Genomic DNA, 14,808 nt, shown 5'->3' with positions numbered 1-14,808 from the left:
TACTCAGTTCCCGCTTTCCGGGGTACACAAGGCACGATGTTGAGCATGACTGACCTTCCTGGCTCTCCCGCTGCCGGCACCCCCCTCGCCGCCGACCCCCTGACCCGCGCGGTGCTCGAGATCGACGAGTACAGCGCCGGGCTCGGCTGGGATCAGCCCGCCCGGCTGTTCGCCCTCGTCGACACCGCCAAGCTGCGTGCGCAGGAGCCCTCGCTCGCCGCCCAGCTCGGCATCGACGACTCCACCACCACGTCCCTGACCCCCGTGGAGCAGGACGAGATCCCGGCGGGCGTCCCGCTGGACGAGTTCCTGGCCACCATTGCCTGGCCCGACGCCGTCACCGGCTGTGCGCTGACCGTCGAGCGGCTGATGCTGCCGCCGTCCGCCGAGGACTCCGAGCCCGCGGGCATGGACGAGGCGCAGCTCGCCAAGTGGGTCGCCGAGCACCCGGACCGCCAGGAGGTCCGGATGACGGTGGCCGTGCTGCGGGACGGCCGGCGCGAGTCGGCGCTGCGGCTGCGCGAGAAGGACTCCACGTCCGAGGTGCTCACCGGCTCGGCGCTGGTGCCGGGCCTCGCGGAAGCGCTGGCGGCGACGTTCGAGGGCTGACGACGGTATGCGGGGCGGCGGCCCGGGCCCGACGTGCGCGTCGGGCCCGGGCCGCCGCCCGGTTTCCAGGTCCTGGCAGGTCCTGAGGGGGGAGCCACCCCCTAGGCGTGGCCCGCTTAGGCGTGGCCCGCGGGGCTGCAGCTCGGCAGGCCCGCGGTGTCGCCCTTGCGGAGCTTCTCCAGCGCCTTGACGGCGTCGCCTATGGTGCCGACCTTGACCAGGGTGAGCCCCTTCGGGGTGTCCTTGGCCGCGGCGGCGCAGTTCTCCTTGGGCGTGAGGAAGTACTGGGCGCCCTTGTCACGTGCACCGACCGTCTTCATCGAGATGCCACCGATCGGGCCGACCTTGCCCTTGTCGTCGATGGTGCCCGTGCCGGCCACGAACTTGCCGCCGGTCAGGTCCCCGGGCGTGAGCTTGTCGACGATGCCGAGCGCGAACATCAGCCCGGCGCTCGGGCCGCCGACATCGGCCAGCTTGACGTCGATGGGGAACGGGAAGGTGTGATCCACCTGGGCCTGGATGCCCACGATGGCGCGGCCGTCGTCCGCCTTCTGCGTGCTGACCGTGACCTCCCGCTCGCCGGACGCGGGCTTCTTGCCCCGCTTCTCCGCGGCGGCGGCGTCCTTGGCCGGAATGATCGTGAAGACCACCTTCTCGCCCGGCTTGTGCCGGGTGACGAGCTTGGCGACGTCGCCGGCCTGCTTGACCTGCGTGCCGTCCACCGCCTTGATCACATCGCCCGCGTGCAGCCGCCCGTCGGCCGGCTTGTCCTTGACGACGGAACCGACCACGGTCTGGGTGGCGACCGGGATGTGCAGCTGGTTGAGGGCGGAGGCCTTGGCGCTCTCCTGGGACTGGCTGAACTCCTCGGCGTTCTCCTGGTCGGCCTGCTCGGCCGTCTGTCCCTCGGGGTAGAGCGTCTTGTGCGGCACCACGGCGTTGTCGTGGTCGAGCCAGCCGTACACCGCCTCGAAGAGGTTCATGCGGTAGTCGGGGCCGGTGACGCGGACGGTGGTCATGTTGAGATGACCGGTCGTCGGGTACGTCTTGCGGCCGGAGATCTGCAGCACCGGCTCACCGTCGTGATCACCGAGGGTGTTGACCGTCGGCCCCGGTGACATCTCGGAGTAGGGCACGGGGATCAGTACCCCGGCGCAGAGCAGCGCGATCAGCATCAGGGTCGAGGCGAGCAGCGTCGCGGTGCGGCGTGGCATGGAACGACAGTACGGGACGGGTATGACAACCGGCCCGCGGGGCCGTCCGTACGAGGTCGAACACCCCGCTCGTACGCGGAGGTCATCGCACGGCGGGGGGTTCGGCTCGGGCCCGGATCGCGCGCAGCCGGCGCGGGAAGGTCAGACGGGATCCGAGGCGGGGTCGGGAACGGGGTGCTCCTTTTCCATGGCGTCCCGGAACCGGGCGTAGCCCGCGAGTTCCGCGACATCCCCGGCCTTGCGGTGCCGTAGGGCCCAGCTGCTCCACACCGCGGCAATCAGCCCCGCACCGACCGGAATCAGCAACCAGAGGAGCGCACCCATCAGCGACCTCCCAACCCCTTGTACGACCGCGATCGACGAATAAGCAGATTAACCATCTGCTGGGTCAACGCTCACGCCAGGGGGCGGGTTACGCAACCGGAACACAAGGCACCGGTTCGGCCTCGTGTTCGGAGGCCACCGCCCCGTGGCCACAGGGCCACTGCCTGCGCGTCTGTCATGTCGCCTGCCCCGGGAAAGCGGCCTTACGCACCGGGCCGGACCTTCCATGAGGGGGCTACGCGCCGACCCACTCCTCGGTCCCGTCGGCGAACGTCTGATGCTTCCAGATAGGCACCTCGTGCTTGAGGTCGTCGATCATCCTGCGGCAGGCCTCGAACGCCTCGCCGCGGTGCGGGCAGGACACCGCGACCACCACTGCCAGATCACCGATGCGCAGATCACCCACACGGTGGACGGCGGCCAGCGCCCGCACCGGGAAGTCGGCGATCACCTTCCCGGCGATCCGGCGCATCTCCGCCTCGGCCGTCGGGTGCGCGGAGTAGCCCAGGCCCTCGACGTCGGCGCCGTTGTCGTGCGAGCGGACCGTGCCCACGAACAGGGCCGTACCGCCGGCCGCCGAGTCCCCCACGGCCGCGAACACCTCGTCCACGGACAGCGCGCGCTCGCGGATCTCCAGGAGCCTGATCGGGTCCGGCGCGGCCTGCTCACCGGGGTGGTCGCGGCCGGGGGACGGAGGGGAGGGCGTGCCAGACATACCCCCATCGTGCCGTACGCGGGCACGGTGGGGTATTGCCGGTTCCGCCGGTCGTCCCGGGCGCCGTATGGAGACTTCTCCAGCCCGGCCGGCCCGGTGGCGCTCAGATACGGCGGCGGGCCTTACGGGCACGGCGTACCAGGGCGGCGGTGCCCAGGAGGGCGACGGTGGCACCGGCGGCGCCCGCGGCGGTGGCGTCCTTGCGGCCCAGCCTGCGGCCCGCGACGGTGTGCCGTCCGGCGACCTCCTCCAGGAGCTCGGCCAGCACCTCCTCGTTCGTCCACCGGGGGCGCCAGCCCGCATCGTGCAGCCGGCTGCCGCTGACCACCCATGGATGCATCGTGTACGCGAGGTCGCCCGCGGGGGACGGCGTCAGGCCGATGCGGTGCAGGCGGGCGGCGGCGCCCAGGGCCACCGAGGACGGCAGCTCCATGCGCCGGATTCCGGAGAGCTCTTCCACCTCCTCCTGCTCCAGCCAGCCGTCGCAGCCCACCGCCAGTTCGCCGTCGACCTTCTCCAGGGCGGCGAACTCCAGGGCGCTGACCAGGTCCTCGACGTGGCAGAACTGCCAGGCGGGACGGGATCCGGCGACGACCAGGAGGCGGGGCGATTCGAAGTAGCGGGTCAGCGCGGTGTCCGTGCCGCCCACCAGGACGGTGGGGCGCAGCACGGTGACGTTGAGGCCGGGGTGCGCGCGGGGCGCACGGTGCGCCAGGTGCTCGATCTCCAGGAGGTCGCCGACACCGGTGGCGTCCGCGGTGGCCCGCAGTTCGGCGTCCTCGGCCAGGGGAACGTCGTTGTCGGGCAGCGCCCCGTACACCATGGCGGAGGTGCACAGCACCACCCGGTGGATGCCGGCGGCCGCGGCGGCGGTGAGCACGGTCTGCGTGCCGCGCACGTTGTAGGCGGTGCGTGCCGCGTCGTCGGTCTCCAGGTCGAGGTCGAGCGCCAGATGGACGACGACGTCGGCGCCGCGCAGCTTGTCGGCGATGGCCGGGTCCCGGACGTCCAGGACGTGCCAGTGCGCCTCGGCGACGTCGCCGCGCCGCTCGTCGATGGCCACCACCTCCTTGACCTCCTCGGAGGCGACCAGGGCGCGGGTGAGCAGCGCACCGACTCCGGAGGCGGCTCCGGTGACGGCCACCACGGGCCGGCGCAGCGGCCGGTCCGTGGCCCCACCTGCGCCATTGACTGCCTTCTCGGTCTGGGCCGCAGCGTTTCGCGCTGCGCGAACGGTCGGATCTGGGGAACTCACCGGGCGTCTCCAGCGGTTGTCTTCAGTGCGGACGTGTGGTCATGCGTGCGCACCAGGTGGCGTCCATCCTGCCCCAGCCACCGGGACAGCGAAGCACCGAGCCCCGAAGCGGTCCGGGTGTCTACGCTGGAGGTGATGTCGGGCAGCCGCCGTCGGCCACCTGGTCGGCGGCCCTACGAGCCGAGGAAACCCGTGAGTGACACCCCATTTGGATTCGGCCTTCCGCCGGAGGAGCCGGAGGACGGCGACAACGGCAAGCAGAAGGGCGGCCAGGGAGGTAGCCAGGGCCCCGCAAACCCCTTCGGGTTCGGCGGCGGGAGCGGTGGCGCGGACAATCCGTTCGCGGCGCTCTTCGGCGGCATGGGCGGCCCCGGCGGCGAGATGAACCCTGGCGACCTGGGAGCCGCCTTCCAGAAGCTCGGACAGATGCTCTCCTACGAGGGCGGCCCGGTGAACTGGGACATGGCCAAGGACATCGCGCGGCAGACCGTCGCGCAGGGCGCCGAGGACGGCAGCAAGGACGCGAGCCTGTCGCCGGGTGAGCGCGGCGCGGTCGAGGAGGCCGTACGCCTCGCCGACCTGTGGCTGGACGGTGTGACGTCGCTGCCGTCGGGCTCCGGCTCCGTGGTGGCCTGGAGCCGCGCGGAGTGGGTCGAGGAAACCCTCCCGGTGTGGGAGGACCTGGTCAATCCGCTCGCCGAGCGCGTCGGAGCGGCCATGGGTGACGTCCTGCCCGGGGAGATGCAGGCCATGGCGGGTCCGCTGCTCGGGATGATGCGCTCCATGGGCGGTGCGATGTTCGGCACCCAGATCGGCCAGGCACTGGGCGTGCTGGCCGGCGAGGTCGTGGGTTCGACGGACATCGGGCTTCCGCTGGGGCCGGCCGGCAAGGCCGCGCTGCTGCCGGGGAACATCGCGAGGTTCGGTGAGGGCCTGGGTGTGCCGGAAGAGGAAGTGCGGCTGTATCTGGCCCTGCGCGAGGCCGCCCACCAGCGGCTCTTCGCCCATGTGCCGTGGCTGCGCTCGCATCTGTTCGGTGCCGTCGAGGGCTATGCGCGCGGCATCAAGGTCGACACCACCAAGCTGGAGGACGTGGTCGGCCAGATCGATCCGCAGCATCCCGAGGAGCTGCAGAACGCCCTTCAGCAGGGCATGTTCCAGCCCGAGGACACCCCGGAGCAGAAGGCGGCGCTGGCCCGGCTGGAGACCGCACTGGCCCTCGTCGAGGGCTGGGTGGACGCGGTGGTGCACGCCGCCGCCAAGCCGCATCTGCCGTCGGCGGACAAGCTCCGTGAGACGCTGCGGCGGCGCCGGGCCAGCGGTGGTCCCGCCGAGCAGACGTTCTCGACGCTGATCGGTCTGCAGCTGCGGCCGCGGCGGCTGCGGGACGCCTCGCGGCTGTGGGCGTCGCTGACGGACGCGCGGGGCCTGGAGGGCCGCGACGGCCTGTGGGAGCACCCGGACATGCTGCCGACGGCGGCGGACCTGGACGACCCGGACGGGTTCGTCCACCACGAGCAGCCGGACTTCTCCGAGCTCGACAAAATGCTCGGCGAGGCCGCGAGCGGCGGCAGGACCGATCTGGGCAAGCCGGACCCGGGCAGGTCCGACCGGGAGGACGGCGGCCCGGACGAGGCGTCCGGCGAGGGCAGGGGTGACGGCGGCAAGTGAGTCTGCGCGAGGACGCGGCGCGGGTGCTCAAGGAGTGGCCCGCGCCGTCGCCTGAACAAGAGCAGCTGCGGCTGGCGTATCTGGACCACCTCGCCGCCCATCAGGACGGCATGTGGAAGCCCTGCAAGGACGGACACCTCACGGCCAGTGCACTGGTGATCGACCCGGCCGGCGGCCGGGTGCTGCTGACCCTGCACCGCAAGCTGGAGATGTGGCTGCAGATGGGCGGCCACTGCGAGCCGGAGGACGCCTCGCTGGCCGGGGCGGCGCTGCGGGAGGCGCGCGAGGAGTCGGGGATCACCCAGGGGCTGACGCTGCTGTCCGGCGGCCCGGTGCGGCTGGACCGCCATCAGACGCCGTGTGCGGTGCATCTGGACGTCCAGTACGCGGCGTTGGCTCCGGCTGACGCGGTGGCGGCGATCAGCGACGAGTCACTGGATCTGCGGTGGTTCGGCTACGACGAGGTACCCGGCGTCGCCGATGCGTCGGTGGTGCAGCTGGTCGAGCGCACCCGCGCTCTCCTCTAGACGGCACCTGCGCTCGCCTCCGGACGGCACCTGCGCTCCCCCGCTGGGGAGCAGCGGCCCGGACGGCGGTGCCCCGGCACCGCTGGACCGCCATGCGCTGCGGCGCCCGCCCTTCCCGGGGCGGGCGCCGAAGTGCGTGCGGCAACGGCGCCCCGAAGGCGCTCAGTTGGTGAAGATGTTGCCCTGGTTCATGCCCCGCGCGCCCTGCTGGCCCATACCGAACTGGGCGGCCACACCGGAGCCCATGACGGCGTTCTGCGGCGGCAGCAGTTCGCTGGGCTGGACCAGTGCGTAGCCCTGGCCGAGGAAGCTGAGCTCCCAGCCCTCGCCCGTGTTGCCGCGCCGGCGCCACACCCCGGAGGAGTGCGTCTGTGCCTGCATCTGCACCCGCAGCGAGGCGGACCAGGCGACCACCGCGTCGGCGTCGGCGTTGACGTACTTGTCGGGCGTGACCTGCAGCATCAGCGGCTCGCCGGAGGTCATCAGGACCACCTTGCCCCGTCCGGAGATGTTGAGCTGGTACTTGCCGGTGCCGGAGATGCCGTACTGGCTGTCGACGGAGACGACCTCCCAGTGGAGGCCGGAGTCCAGGGCCAGGACGTAACTGCTGTCGACGGTCAGGCCGTCGTGGTCGACGTCGACGACATGGACGTACTGGGCGAGGTTGGCCAGGTAGACCGTGCCCTGCCCGGAGACGCGCATCAGGTCCAGGCCCTCGCCGGAGTGCGCGCGGGCGCGCTGCTGGCCGGGCGTCGTGTAGTTGCCGTCGAATTCGAGCAGCCCCTGGTAGGCGACCATGGCGCCCTTACGGGCGAGGAGGTCTTCGTGGCCCTGGAGGGCGACGCGCAGCAGCTGGCTGTTCTGCAGGACGTAGCGGTCCTGGGTCTGCGCCTCGGTGAAGGCGAAAAGCGGACTCTGCATGGCGTGTTCGGTCCTCCCCCTCAGCCCCGGGCCCGGAGCCGGTCGGTGCTGTCCTCGCTGGGCTGGACGACGACGAACCCCTGGCCGGAGAAGCCCAGTTGGTACGCCTCGCCGCTGCCGCGCCCGATCATCGAGGACGCCTTGAAGCTGCGCTTGCCCTTCATCTTCAGGTTGGTCGACCAGGCGACCAGGGCGTCCGGGTCCACATAGGTCTCGTCCTCGCCGCGGCCGCAGTCGACGACGATGGGCGTGCCCCGGGAGGTCAGGGCGACCCAGCCGGTGCCGGAGATCCCGACGTTGAAGAGGCCCTGGCCGGCGAACTTCGCCATGCCCTTGACGCGCTGCACGCCCCACTGGAGCTGCGCGTCGAACGCGAGGAGGTTGGTGCCGTTGACGGAGAGCGCATCGCCGTCGAGGTTGATGCAGACCACGTCGGCGCCGTAGTCGGCGAGGTAGAGCAGACCGTCTCCGGAGCACTTCATCAGGGGTGCGCCTTCGCCGGTGAGCCACTGGGAGGCCATCTGGCGGACGGCGGGCGGGTTCGGCTCGTACTGGACGAATCCTTCGTAGGCGACCATCGAGCCGGTGCGTGCGAAGACGTCCTGGCCGCTCTGCATGGCGATCTTCACCATGGCGCTGCCGTGGTTCTCCATACGGGCGGCGGGCGGGGTCGGGGCGTAGCCCGACAGCTGCTGCTGGTTCATGACGTGCGGGCTCCCTCAGACCTCGTAGGGCTGGACGACGATGAAGTTGCCGGGCGCACCGCGGAACTGGAGGTTCACGGTCTCGCCCGAGTGGCCGGGGAAGGCGTGCCGGCGCAGGCTCACCTGACTGGAGATGATCACCTGCGAGCCCGCGGACCACGCCACGATGGCGTTGGCGTCGGCGAAGGTGGTCGGGGTGACCGGCAGGACGACCGGGGTGCCCTGGGTCTTGACGACGAGGGTGCCGGTCCCCTGGAACTGCATGGTGAACAGGGCGCCACCGGGGATGCCGTGGCCCTCGATCCTGCGGACCTCGTGCTGCAGCGACTCGTCGAAGGCGAGGACGCTGTCGGCGGACACACAGATGGCGTCGCCCTGCAGCTCGATGGGGTGGACGTGGGCGCTGTTCTCGGCGAAGAAGACCTGGCCCTGGCCGGTGCAGCGCATCAGCTGCATTTCCTGGCCGGTGGCGTTGCCGACGATCCGGCCGCGGAAGCCGGCGCCCTTGTAGCCGAAGTCGACCTTGCCCTGGTAGAGCACCATGCTGCCCTGGCGGGCGAGCACCGGCTGGCCGTCGACGCCGAGGTCGACGCGGATCAGCTTGCTGTTCTGCGGGGTCCAGCGCCGGCCGGTGGGGGCTTCCTTGTACTTGTCCAGGACGACACCGAGGCCCGGGCCGCCGCCCTGGGGCACCGCCGGGGTCTGGCCGCCGCCGTACGGGGCGCCCGGGGGCTGCTGTCCCGGCTGCCCGTAGGGGGCGGGCTGCGGGGGTCCGTATCCGCCGGGCGGCGGGGCGGGCTGCCCGTAGGGCGGTGCCTGCGGGGCCTGCTGGCCGGGGAAGCCGCCGGGTACGGTCTGCTGCCGGCCGTACGGGTCCTGACCGGGCGCCGGCTGACCGTACGGGGCCGGCGGCGCGGCGAGGGTGGGCGCGAGGTGCACCTGCGGCTCGGTGGGCTGCGGTGCGGCCGGGGGCGCCTGCGGCGCGCCCTGGGGCGGGCCGAAGTCGGGCGCGGGCTGCTGCGGTGCGGGGGCGGCGGGCACCCCGAAGGACGGTGCGGGGGCCGCCGCACCGGAGGGCGGCGCGAAGCCGGGCACGCCCTGTGCCGCGGGGGGCGGCGCCGGGGCCTCGGCCTCTTCGGCGACCTCGCCGCCGAAGTTCTTCAGCAGCGCCTCCAGTCCGCCGTCGAAGCCCTGGCCGACGGCGGCGAAGCGCCAGACGTCCTTGAGGTAGAAGTCGCCGAGCATGACGGCGCGTTCGGTGCTGAACTCGCTGCCGGTGAAGGAGTAGCGGGCGACCTCTTCGCCGCCGGCCACGATCCGGAGGTAGCCGGGGCCGATCTGCGAGACCTGGCCCGCACCGTCGAGCGCGGCGGTGAAGGAGAGCTTCCGGATGTGCGGCGGGATCTTGTCGAGGGTGACCCGGAAGGACTCGCTGTCGCCGGCCTGCGCCCCGAGCAGCTGGACCGATTCCTCGGGCGTCTTGGGCTGGTTGAAGAAGACGAAGTACCGGTCGTCGGACAGCCGTTCCTCGGCGTCCAGTCCGAAGCAGCTGATGTCGAAGGTCAGGCCGGGTCCGGCGATCTGCACGCCGACGTACAGATCCGTTCCCGCCGTCAGATCACCGATCTTGGCCTTGTGGCCCCGCTGGAATTCCCTGGCCATACGTAACGTCCGTCCCCCGCTCCGCTGTGCGTTCCTTCTGCGCGGCCAGGCTAACCGCTGGCGCCGACAGCAGGCGATGGCGGGGCGCGGCGGATCTCGTCCGGTGCCGCGTCAGTCGTCGCGGGCGGCGGGCAGATGGGGCAGCCGGCCGGCCGCGACCACCCCTTCGAGGTAGCCGCGGGCCCGCTCCGTACGGGGGTAGGCCTCCAGCAGCCGCCAGAAACGGGGGCCGTGGCCGGGGACGAGCAGATGGGCGAGTTCGTGCAGCAGGACGTAGTCGACGACGTACTCCGGCATGCCCTGGAGGCGGTGCGAGAGGCGGATGCTGCCCTCCGCGGGGGTGCACGATCCCCAGCGGGTGTTCTGGTTGGTCACCCAGCGCACCGACGCGGGGCTGGCGCGGCCGTCCAGATACTGGCCGGACAGCCGCTCGGCACGCCGGGCCAGCTCGCCGTCGCCCAGCATCCGCTTGCTCTCCTGGGCGGCGAGCTTGTCGAGCATGACGGTGACCCAACGCCGTTCCTCGGCCTCGGACATACGCGCCGGGATGAGGACCACCGTGCGGTTGCCCTCGCGGTACGCCGAGACCGTTCTGCGCCGCCGTGAGCTGCGGCGCACCTCGACGGCGCTGGTACCCGACCCGCGGGCCTGGGGGCTCGGAGGAGCCCCGCGCGATGTGTCGGCGGCGCGGCGCAGGGGGGTTTCCCCCGGGCCGTGGGAAGGGTCGGCGGGCACGCGCCCGACGTTACCCGCTGGCAGTGCGGGAAGTCCCGCCCCGCGGACGGTTCGCCCGCCGAACCACTCCATGGCGTGCACTGCTTGTACGACCGGCAGCCCCTGCCTGTGGATAACTTCCGCAGGAATCCGCGGCACGGCGCATGCTGGGAGCCGGACGACGAAGGACGGGGGCGGATATGCGGCATCCGATGCTCAAGCCCGCGCTGCGGCGCGGCTGGCGGGACAGGGAGACGGTGCGGTTCGGTGTGGCGCCGGCGCATGCACTGGTGGTCGGCCCGGTCGATACGGCGACCGGAAGCTTCCTCTCGCTGATCGACGGCACGCGTACGCTGCCGCAACTGATCGAGGAGGCCGCGTTACTGGACCTCCCGCCCGAACACGTACGGGGTGTGGTGGACCGGCTCGGCGCGGCCGGGCTGCTGGAAGCCCCCACCGCCGGCGGCCCGCCGGCCGAGGCGGTCCGGGCGGACCAGGCCGCCTTCGAACAGCTGCGGCCCGACCTGGCGTCCCTCTCGGTGCGGCATCCCGAGCCCGCGGGCGCGCTGAGCCGGATGGGGGCGCGTCGCGCGGTCCGGGCGCGGGTCAAGGGGGCGGGGCGGGTCGGCGCCGCGATCGCGGCGCTGCTCTCCGCCTCGGGGACCGGCCGGGTGGAGGTGGTCGACGGCGGCACGGTCCAGCCGTGGGATGTGCTGCCCGGCGGGCTGCCGGCCGAGCAGACCGGTGAGCGGCGCGCCGTCGCGGCGCGACGGCTGGTCACCCGCTGCTCCCCCTGGGCCCGTACCCCGCGGCCGAGGGTCCCGGTCAGTGAATCCGGGGAACCCGGGCTGTCCCTCGTGGTGCTCGCCCCACGCGACGGACTCGGCGCTTACGCCCCCGATCCCGTGCTCTCCGAGCCGCTGCTCACCGCCGGCATCCCGCATCTTTACGCGGGGGTGATCGAGGGCACGGGTGTGGTGGGTCCCTTGGTACTGCCCGGAGGTTCGGCCTGTGCCCGCTGCGATGAACTGCGCCGTACAGACGCGGAGCCGGCCTGGCCGCGGCTGCTGGCGCAGTGGCGGTCGGGCCGTGGTTCCCCCGCGGTGCCGGCCTGCGATGCCGCGCTGGCGACCGCGGTCGCGGGGGTCGCCGCCGTCCAGGCACTGACGTTCCTCGACGGTGAACTGCCGCCGTGCACAGGGGCACGGATGGAGCTCGCCGCACCGTGTGCCACCGTGCGGACGGTGCGGATCGAGCCGCATCCGGAGTGCGGCTGCGGCGCTGCCGGTCCGTCCGGTACGACGGGCGCCTCGGATCCTCGGCCGTGACACGCCACAATGACGGAGTAACCCCGGTTGGGGGACAGTGTGAGTTGGAGGGGCACATGTCTGATCTTCCCCGCAAGGCGGTCACCCGCACCGCCAAGCTGGCCGCGCTGCCACTGGGGTTCGCCGGCCGCGCCACCTGGGGCCTCGGCAAGCGGATCGGCGGCAGATCCGCGGAAATCGTCGGCCGGGAGCTGCAACAGCGCACCGCGGAACAGCTCTTCAAGGTGCTCGGTGAGCTGAAGGGCGGGGCGATGAAGTTCGGGCAGGCGCTGTCCGTCTTCGAGTCGGCGCTGCCCGAGGAGATCGCCGGACCCTACCGCGCCGCCCTGACGAAGCTTCAGGAGGCGGCACCGCCGATGCCGACCAGCACGGTGCACTCCGTCCTGGCGGAACGGCTCGGCGTGGACTGGCGGGAGCTGTTCGAGGAGTTCGAGGACAAGCCGGCCGCGGCGGCCTCGATCGGACAGGTCCACCGTGCGGTGTGGCACGACGGCCGCGAGGTGGCGGTCAAGGTGCAGTATCCGGGCGCCGGCCAGGCGCTGTTGTCGGACCTGGCACAGCTGAGCCGGTTCGCGCGGCTGCTGGGCCCGCTGATCCCGGGCATGGACATCAAACCGCTGATCACCGAGCTGCGTGACCGGGTGTCGGAGGAGCTGGACTACTCCCTGGAGGCAGCGGCCCAGCGGGCGCATGCCGAGGAGTTCGCCGACGACCCGGACGTGGTGGTGCCGGCCGTGGTGCACCAGTGCGACGAGGTGCTGGTGACGGAGTGGATGGACGGGGTGCCGCTGTCGGAGGTGATCGCGGACGGCACCGACGAGCAGCGGGACCGAGCCGGTCAGCTGCTGGCCCGCTTCCTCTTCTCCGGCCCCGCCCGTACGGGCCTGCTGCACGCCGACCCGCATCCGGGCAACTTCCGGCTGCTGGCCGGGGACTTCCCGGACGGCCCGGTCGAGGAGTGGCGGCTGGGGGTGCTGGACTTTGGCACCGTCGACCGGCTGCCCGAGGGGCTGCCGCCGACGATCGGGACCTCGCTGCGGATGACGCTGGAGGGCGAGGCGGAAGCCGTCTACCAGCTTTTGTGCGAGGAGGGCTTCGTCAAGGAGTCCATCGAGCTGGACCCGGACGCGGTGCTGGACTATCTCCTGCCGATCATCGAGCCCGCCCTGGTGGACGCCTTCACTTTCACCCGGAGCTGGATGCGCCATCAGGCCACCCGGATCGGCGATCCGCGCTCCCCCGCCCACCAGTTGGGCAAGCAGCTCAATCTGCCGCCCGCGTACCTTCTGATCCACCGGGTGACCTTGAGCACGATCGGGGTGCTGTGCCAGCTGGGGGCGACGGTACGGCTGCGCGACGAGCTGGAGGCGTGGCTGCCCGGATTCGTGCCCGAGGAGGAGCCGGCCGCCGCGGACATCTCCGGTGCCGGCACCCTCGGGGACGACGAGATCGGTGCGGACCTCGGGAAGGAGTCCGTCGAGGAGACCACGGTCTGAGCCGGGCCCGCCACGTCACACGAACCCGTCCCGTCCGCTCCGGCCGGCGGAGCGGACGGGACGGCCCGGGGGCAGCCGGCCGCGGCGGCGGCCGGCCTCACCACCAGCTGGAATCCAGGCGCCCTTCGATGGCCCGGATGTTCTCCCGCGCACAGTGGTGGCAGAAGTAGCGGCGCTCACCGTTCTCGACGGAGCAGGTCCAGGTCGGCCCGGCGCCCTCGGCGACCGCGCCGCAGCCGGCGCACACCGTCTTCCCGTCGGCCAACTCCGCGCGTTCATGCGTCTTCTGGTCCACCAGCCGACGATATCCCCGCCGGCCCCGCGAAACGGGATACAACGCACCGCGGGGCCCGCCCTGTCGGACGGACCCCATGGGTGGCGGCATCAGCGCCTTACTGCATCACGGCCATGGCCAGCGCCCGGCGGGCACGGAGCGACGCGCGCTCGGCGCGCCGCTGCATACGCCGCGCGGCCGCGAGCCGATGCGCCCTGCGTTCCGATTCGGCCTCCCGGAGGCGTTGGTGCATATGCGCACGCGCCAGGGCTTCTGGGATGAGTTGCATGGCGAGGTTCCTGTTCTGACGCGACTCGGTCGCGTCGGAGTTCACAAGGACGGGGGTGTCGGTGAGGGAGGGGTTCATCGTGAGGTCCTGCTTCTGGGGGTCCCGGGTGAGGGGACGGTCGATCGTTCCTGTGCCGATGGTGTTCATGCCGCGACCGGGTTCTTGCGCGGACGGCCACGCGGCCGCTTCCGCGGTACGACGACGCCCTGGACGAAGAGCTCGCCGCCCCAGACGCCCCACGGCTCACGGCGGTCTTTGGCACCGGCGAGGCAGGCCTCACGGACCGGACAGGTCTGGCACAGCGTCTTGGCGTACTCGACGTCGGCCGGGGACTCGGCGAAGAAGACCTCGGGGTCGTAGGTGCGGCACGGAACAGCGGCGCCGAGGCGGTCGATCTCGTCGTCGAGCTCGGTGAGGGGAAGCAAGGAGTTCTCCTGAGGGTCGGGCGGAGGGATCAGGTCGGTGGCTACGGACGGGGTGTGCGTCTGCAGTTGCACGGTGGTGTGTTCCTCGTCTGTTCGGCCCGGCTGGTGGCGGGCGCGCTTGTGGGAGTCCCCCCTAGCCGGAGGCTTGGGGAAAACAAAAGGGCCGCGGATCCCGGTGTGGGTTCCGCGGCCCTGGAAGGTGCCGACCTGATCGTGCCGATCAGGCTGGATCTCTCCAGGGTTCGTGGCCGCGGTAGGCCCACGTTTCATGCTGCGACTGGTACTGCTTCCGGGATCCGGCACCATTGGCCGCCGCGAAGACAAAGGCATTCGCCGATGCCGCCGCTGCTACCGCAGGTGCCTCGGTCGGTCGCTCGCTCCGCTCGCCGCGCGTCAGCACAGCGAGGGACTCGGGACGCGCGACTCCCATACCGGACAGGCGGCCGAAGCCGGACATACCGGTACCAGGGAGCGAGGAGCCGAGCGGGCAGGTGGCGACGACCGAGAGATCGGTCATTTTGTTGGTCTCGATGATGCTGATCACTGGGCTCGCCTCCTCTCGGCGTCTCGGTGGACCGGGAATCCCGTTCCAGGGTGTTCAAGTACAGCACGGATCCATCGGATCTCGGAAAGAAACCGTTGTCTCCGTTGCTTGTGAAGGCTATGGGGATGCGCTCCGC

At 71.8% G+C, this 14,808-nt stretch carries 17 protein-coding genes; 5 read left to right on the top strand and 12 right to left on the bottom strand.

What is annotated here, in order from left to right; all coding sequences use genetic code 11:
- Nucleotides 1–45 precede the first annotated feature (45 nt).
- Complete coding sequence (locus ABZ851_RS10170; protein ID WP_088799847.1) at nt 46–609, top strand: PPA1309 family protein; 564 nt, start codon at nt 46–48, stop codon at nt 607–609.
- 116 nt (nt 610–725) lie between these two features.
- On the opposite strand, the gene ABZ851_RS10165 is transcribed toward ABZ851_RS10170, so the two are convergent.
- From ABZ851_RS10165 to ABZ851_RS10150, 4 genes are all read right to left on the bottom strand, one after another.
- Nucleotides 726–1,823 carry a PDZ domain-containing protein gene (locus tag ABZ851_RS10165; RefSeq protein ID WP_361124560.1) on the bottom strand — a complete coding sequence of 366 codons (1,098 nt, stop codon included), beginning with the start codon at nt 1,821–1,823 and terminating at the stop codon, nt 726–728.
- 141 nt (nt 1,824–1,964) lie between these two features.
- Nucleotides 1,965–2,147, bottom strand: a complete 183-nt coding sequence (locus ABZ851_RS10160; RefSeq protein ID WP_336051181.1) for a hypothetical protein — start codon at nt 2,145–2,147, stop codon at nt 1,965–1,967.
- A 235-nt stretch (nt 2,148–2,382) separates the two neighbouring features.
- Nucleotides 2,383–2,862 (bottom strand): molybdenum cofactor biosynthesis protein MoaE, encoded by a 480-nt coding sequence (locus tag ABZ851_RS10155; protein ID WP_361124557.1) that lies wholly within the window; start codon nt 2,860–2,862, stop codon nt 2,383–2,385.
- A 103-nt stretch (nt 2,863–2,965) separates the two neighbouring features.
- The gene (locus ABZ851_RS10150; RefSeq protein WP_336051184.1) at nt 2,966–4,117 is read right to left on the bottom strand and encodes an SDR family oxidoreductase; all 1,152 of its coding nucleotides are present in this window, start codon (nt 4,115–4,117) and stop codon (nt 2,966–2,968) included.
- A gap of 192 nt (nt 4,118–4,309) precedes the next feature.
- On the opposite strand from ABZ851_RS10150, the gene ABZ851_RS10145 reads away from it, so the two are divergent.
- The gene (locus ABZ851_RS10145) at nt 4,310–5,788 is read left to right on the top strand and encodes a zinc-dependent metalloprotease (RefSeq protein ID WP_361124555.1); all 1,479 of its coding nucleotides are present in this window, start codon (nt 4,310–4,312) and stop codon (nt 5,786–5,788) included.
- Nucleotides 5,785–6,315: an NUDIX hydrolase gene (locus ABZ851_RS10140; protein WP_361124553.1), complete on the top strand. Its 531-nt coding sequence runs from the start codon at nt 5,785–5,787 to the stop codon at nt 6,313–6,315. The genes ABZ851_RS10145 and ABZ851_RS10140 overlap by 4 nt, the downstream gene beginning before the upstream one ends.
- A 162-nt stretch (nt 6,316–6,477) precedes the next feature.
- On the opposite strand, the gene ABZ851_RS10135 is transcribed toward ABZ851_RS10140, so the two are convergent.
- From ABZ851_RS10135 to ABZ851_RS10120, 4 genes are all read right to left on the bottom strand, one after another.
- A complete protein-coding gene (locus tag ABZ851_RS10135; RefSeq protein WP_088799835.1) occupies nt 6,478–7,236 on the bottom strand; it encodes an AIM24 family protein in 759 nt (252 codons plus the stop codon).
- 20 nt (nt 7,237–7,256) lie between these two features.
- Nucleotides 7,257–7,940, bottom strand: coding sequence for an AIM24 family protein (locus ABZ851_RS10130; RefSeq protein ID WP_311626460.1), 684 nt, complete (start codon nt 7,938–7,940; stop codon nt 7,257–7,259).
- 15 nt (nt 7,941–7,955) lie between these two features.
- Nucleotides 7,956–9,602, bottom strand: coding sequence for a TerD family protein (locus tag ABZ851_RS10125; protein ID WP_361124550.1), 1,647 nt, complete (start codon nt 9,600–9,602; stop codon nt 7,956–7,958).
- Nucleotides 9,603–9,713: 111 nt separating this feature from the next.
- Nucleotides 9,714–10,337 carry a M48 family metallopeptidase gene (locus ABZ851_RS10120; RefSeq protein ID WP_361124548.1) on the bottom strand — a complete coding sequence of 208 codons (624 nt, stop codon included), beginning with the start codon at nt 10,335–10,337 and terminating at the stop codon, nt 9,714–9,716.
- A gap of 179 nt (nt 10,338–10,516) precedes the next feature.
- On the opposite strand from ABZ851_RS10120, the gene ABZ851_RS10115 reads away from it, so the two are divergent.
- Both ABZ851_RS10115 and ABZ851_RS10110 read left to right on the top strand, forming a co-directional pair.
- Nucleotides 10,517–11,644, top strand: coding sequence for a ThiF family adenylyltransferase (locus tag ABZ851_RS10115; protein WP_361124546.1), 1,128 nt, complete (start codon nt 10,517–10,519; stop codon nt 11,642–11,644).
- 56 nt (nt 11,645–11,700) lie between these two features.
- On the top strand, nt 11,701–13,140 hold the full coding sequence (locus ABZ851_RS10110) for an AarF/ABC1/UbiB kinase family protein (protein WP_361124544.1): 1,440 nt from the start codon (nt 11,701–11,703) through the stop codon (nt 13,138–13,140).
- 97 nt (nt 13,141–13,237) lie between these two features.
- Here the strand turns inward: ABZ851_RS10110 and ABZ851_RS10105 are convergent, their stop codons facing one another.
- The 4 genes from ABZ851_RS10105 to ABZ851_RS10090 all read right to left on the bottom strand — a co-directional run bounded on the left by ABZ851_RS10105 (nt 13,238) and on the right by ABZ851_RS10090 (nt 14,672).
- A complete protein-coding gene (locus ABZ851_RS10105; protein ID WP_361124542.1) occupies nt 13,238–13,435 on the bottom strand; it encodes a hypothetical protein in 198 nt (65 codons plus the stop codon).
- Between the two features lie 97 nt (nt 13,436–13,532).
- Nucleotides 13,533–13,850, bottom strand: a complete 318-nt coding sequence (locus ABZ851_RS10100) for a hypothetical protein (protein ID WP_361124540.1) — start codon at nt 13,848–13,850, stop codon at nt 13,533–13,535.
- Nucleotides 13,847–14,200, bottom strand: coding sequence for a WhiB family transcriptional regulator (locus tag ABZ851_RS10095; RefSeq protein ID WP_026169602.1), 354 nt, complete (start codon nt 14,198–14,200; stop codon nt 13,847–13,849). The genes ABZ851_RS10100 and ABZ851_RS10095 overlap by 4 nt, the downstream gene beginning before the upstream one ends.
- A 148-nt stretch (nt 14,201–14,348) precedes the next feature.
- Nucleotides 14,349–14,672 carry a hypothetical protein gene (locus ABZ851_RS10090; RefSeq protein WP_361124538.1) on the bottom strand — a complete coding sequence of 108 codons (324 nt, stop codon included), beginning with the start codon at nt 14,670–14,672 and terminating at the stop codon, nt 14,349–14,351.
- Nucleotides 14,673–14,808 lie beyond the last annotated feature (136 nt).

This window comes from Streptomyces sp. NPDC047049, from assembly GCF_040643995.1.
Classification (GTDB): Bacteria; Actinomycetota; Actinomycetes; order Streptomycetales; family Streptomycetaceae; genus Streptomyces; species Streptomyces mooreae.
The sequence above is the reverse complement of the archived record's forward strand: the minus strand, read 5'-3'. Positions and strand labels throughout refer to the sequence as shown.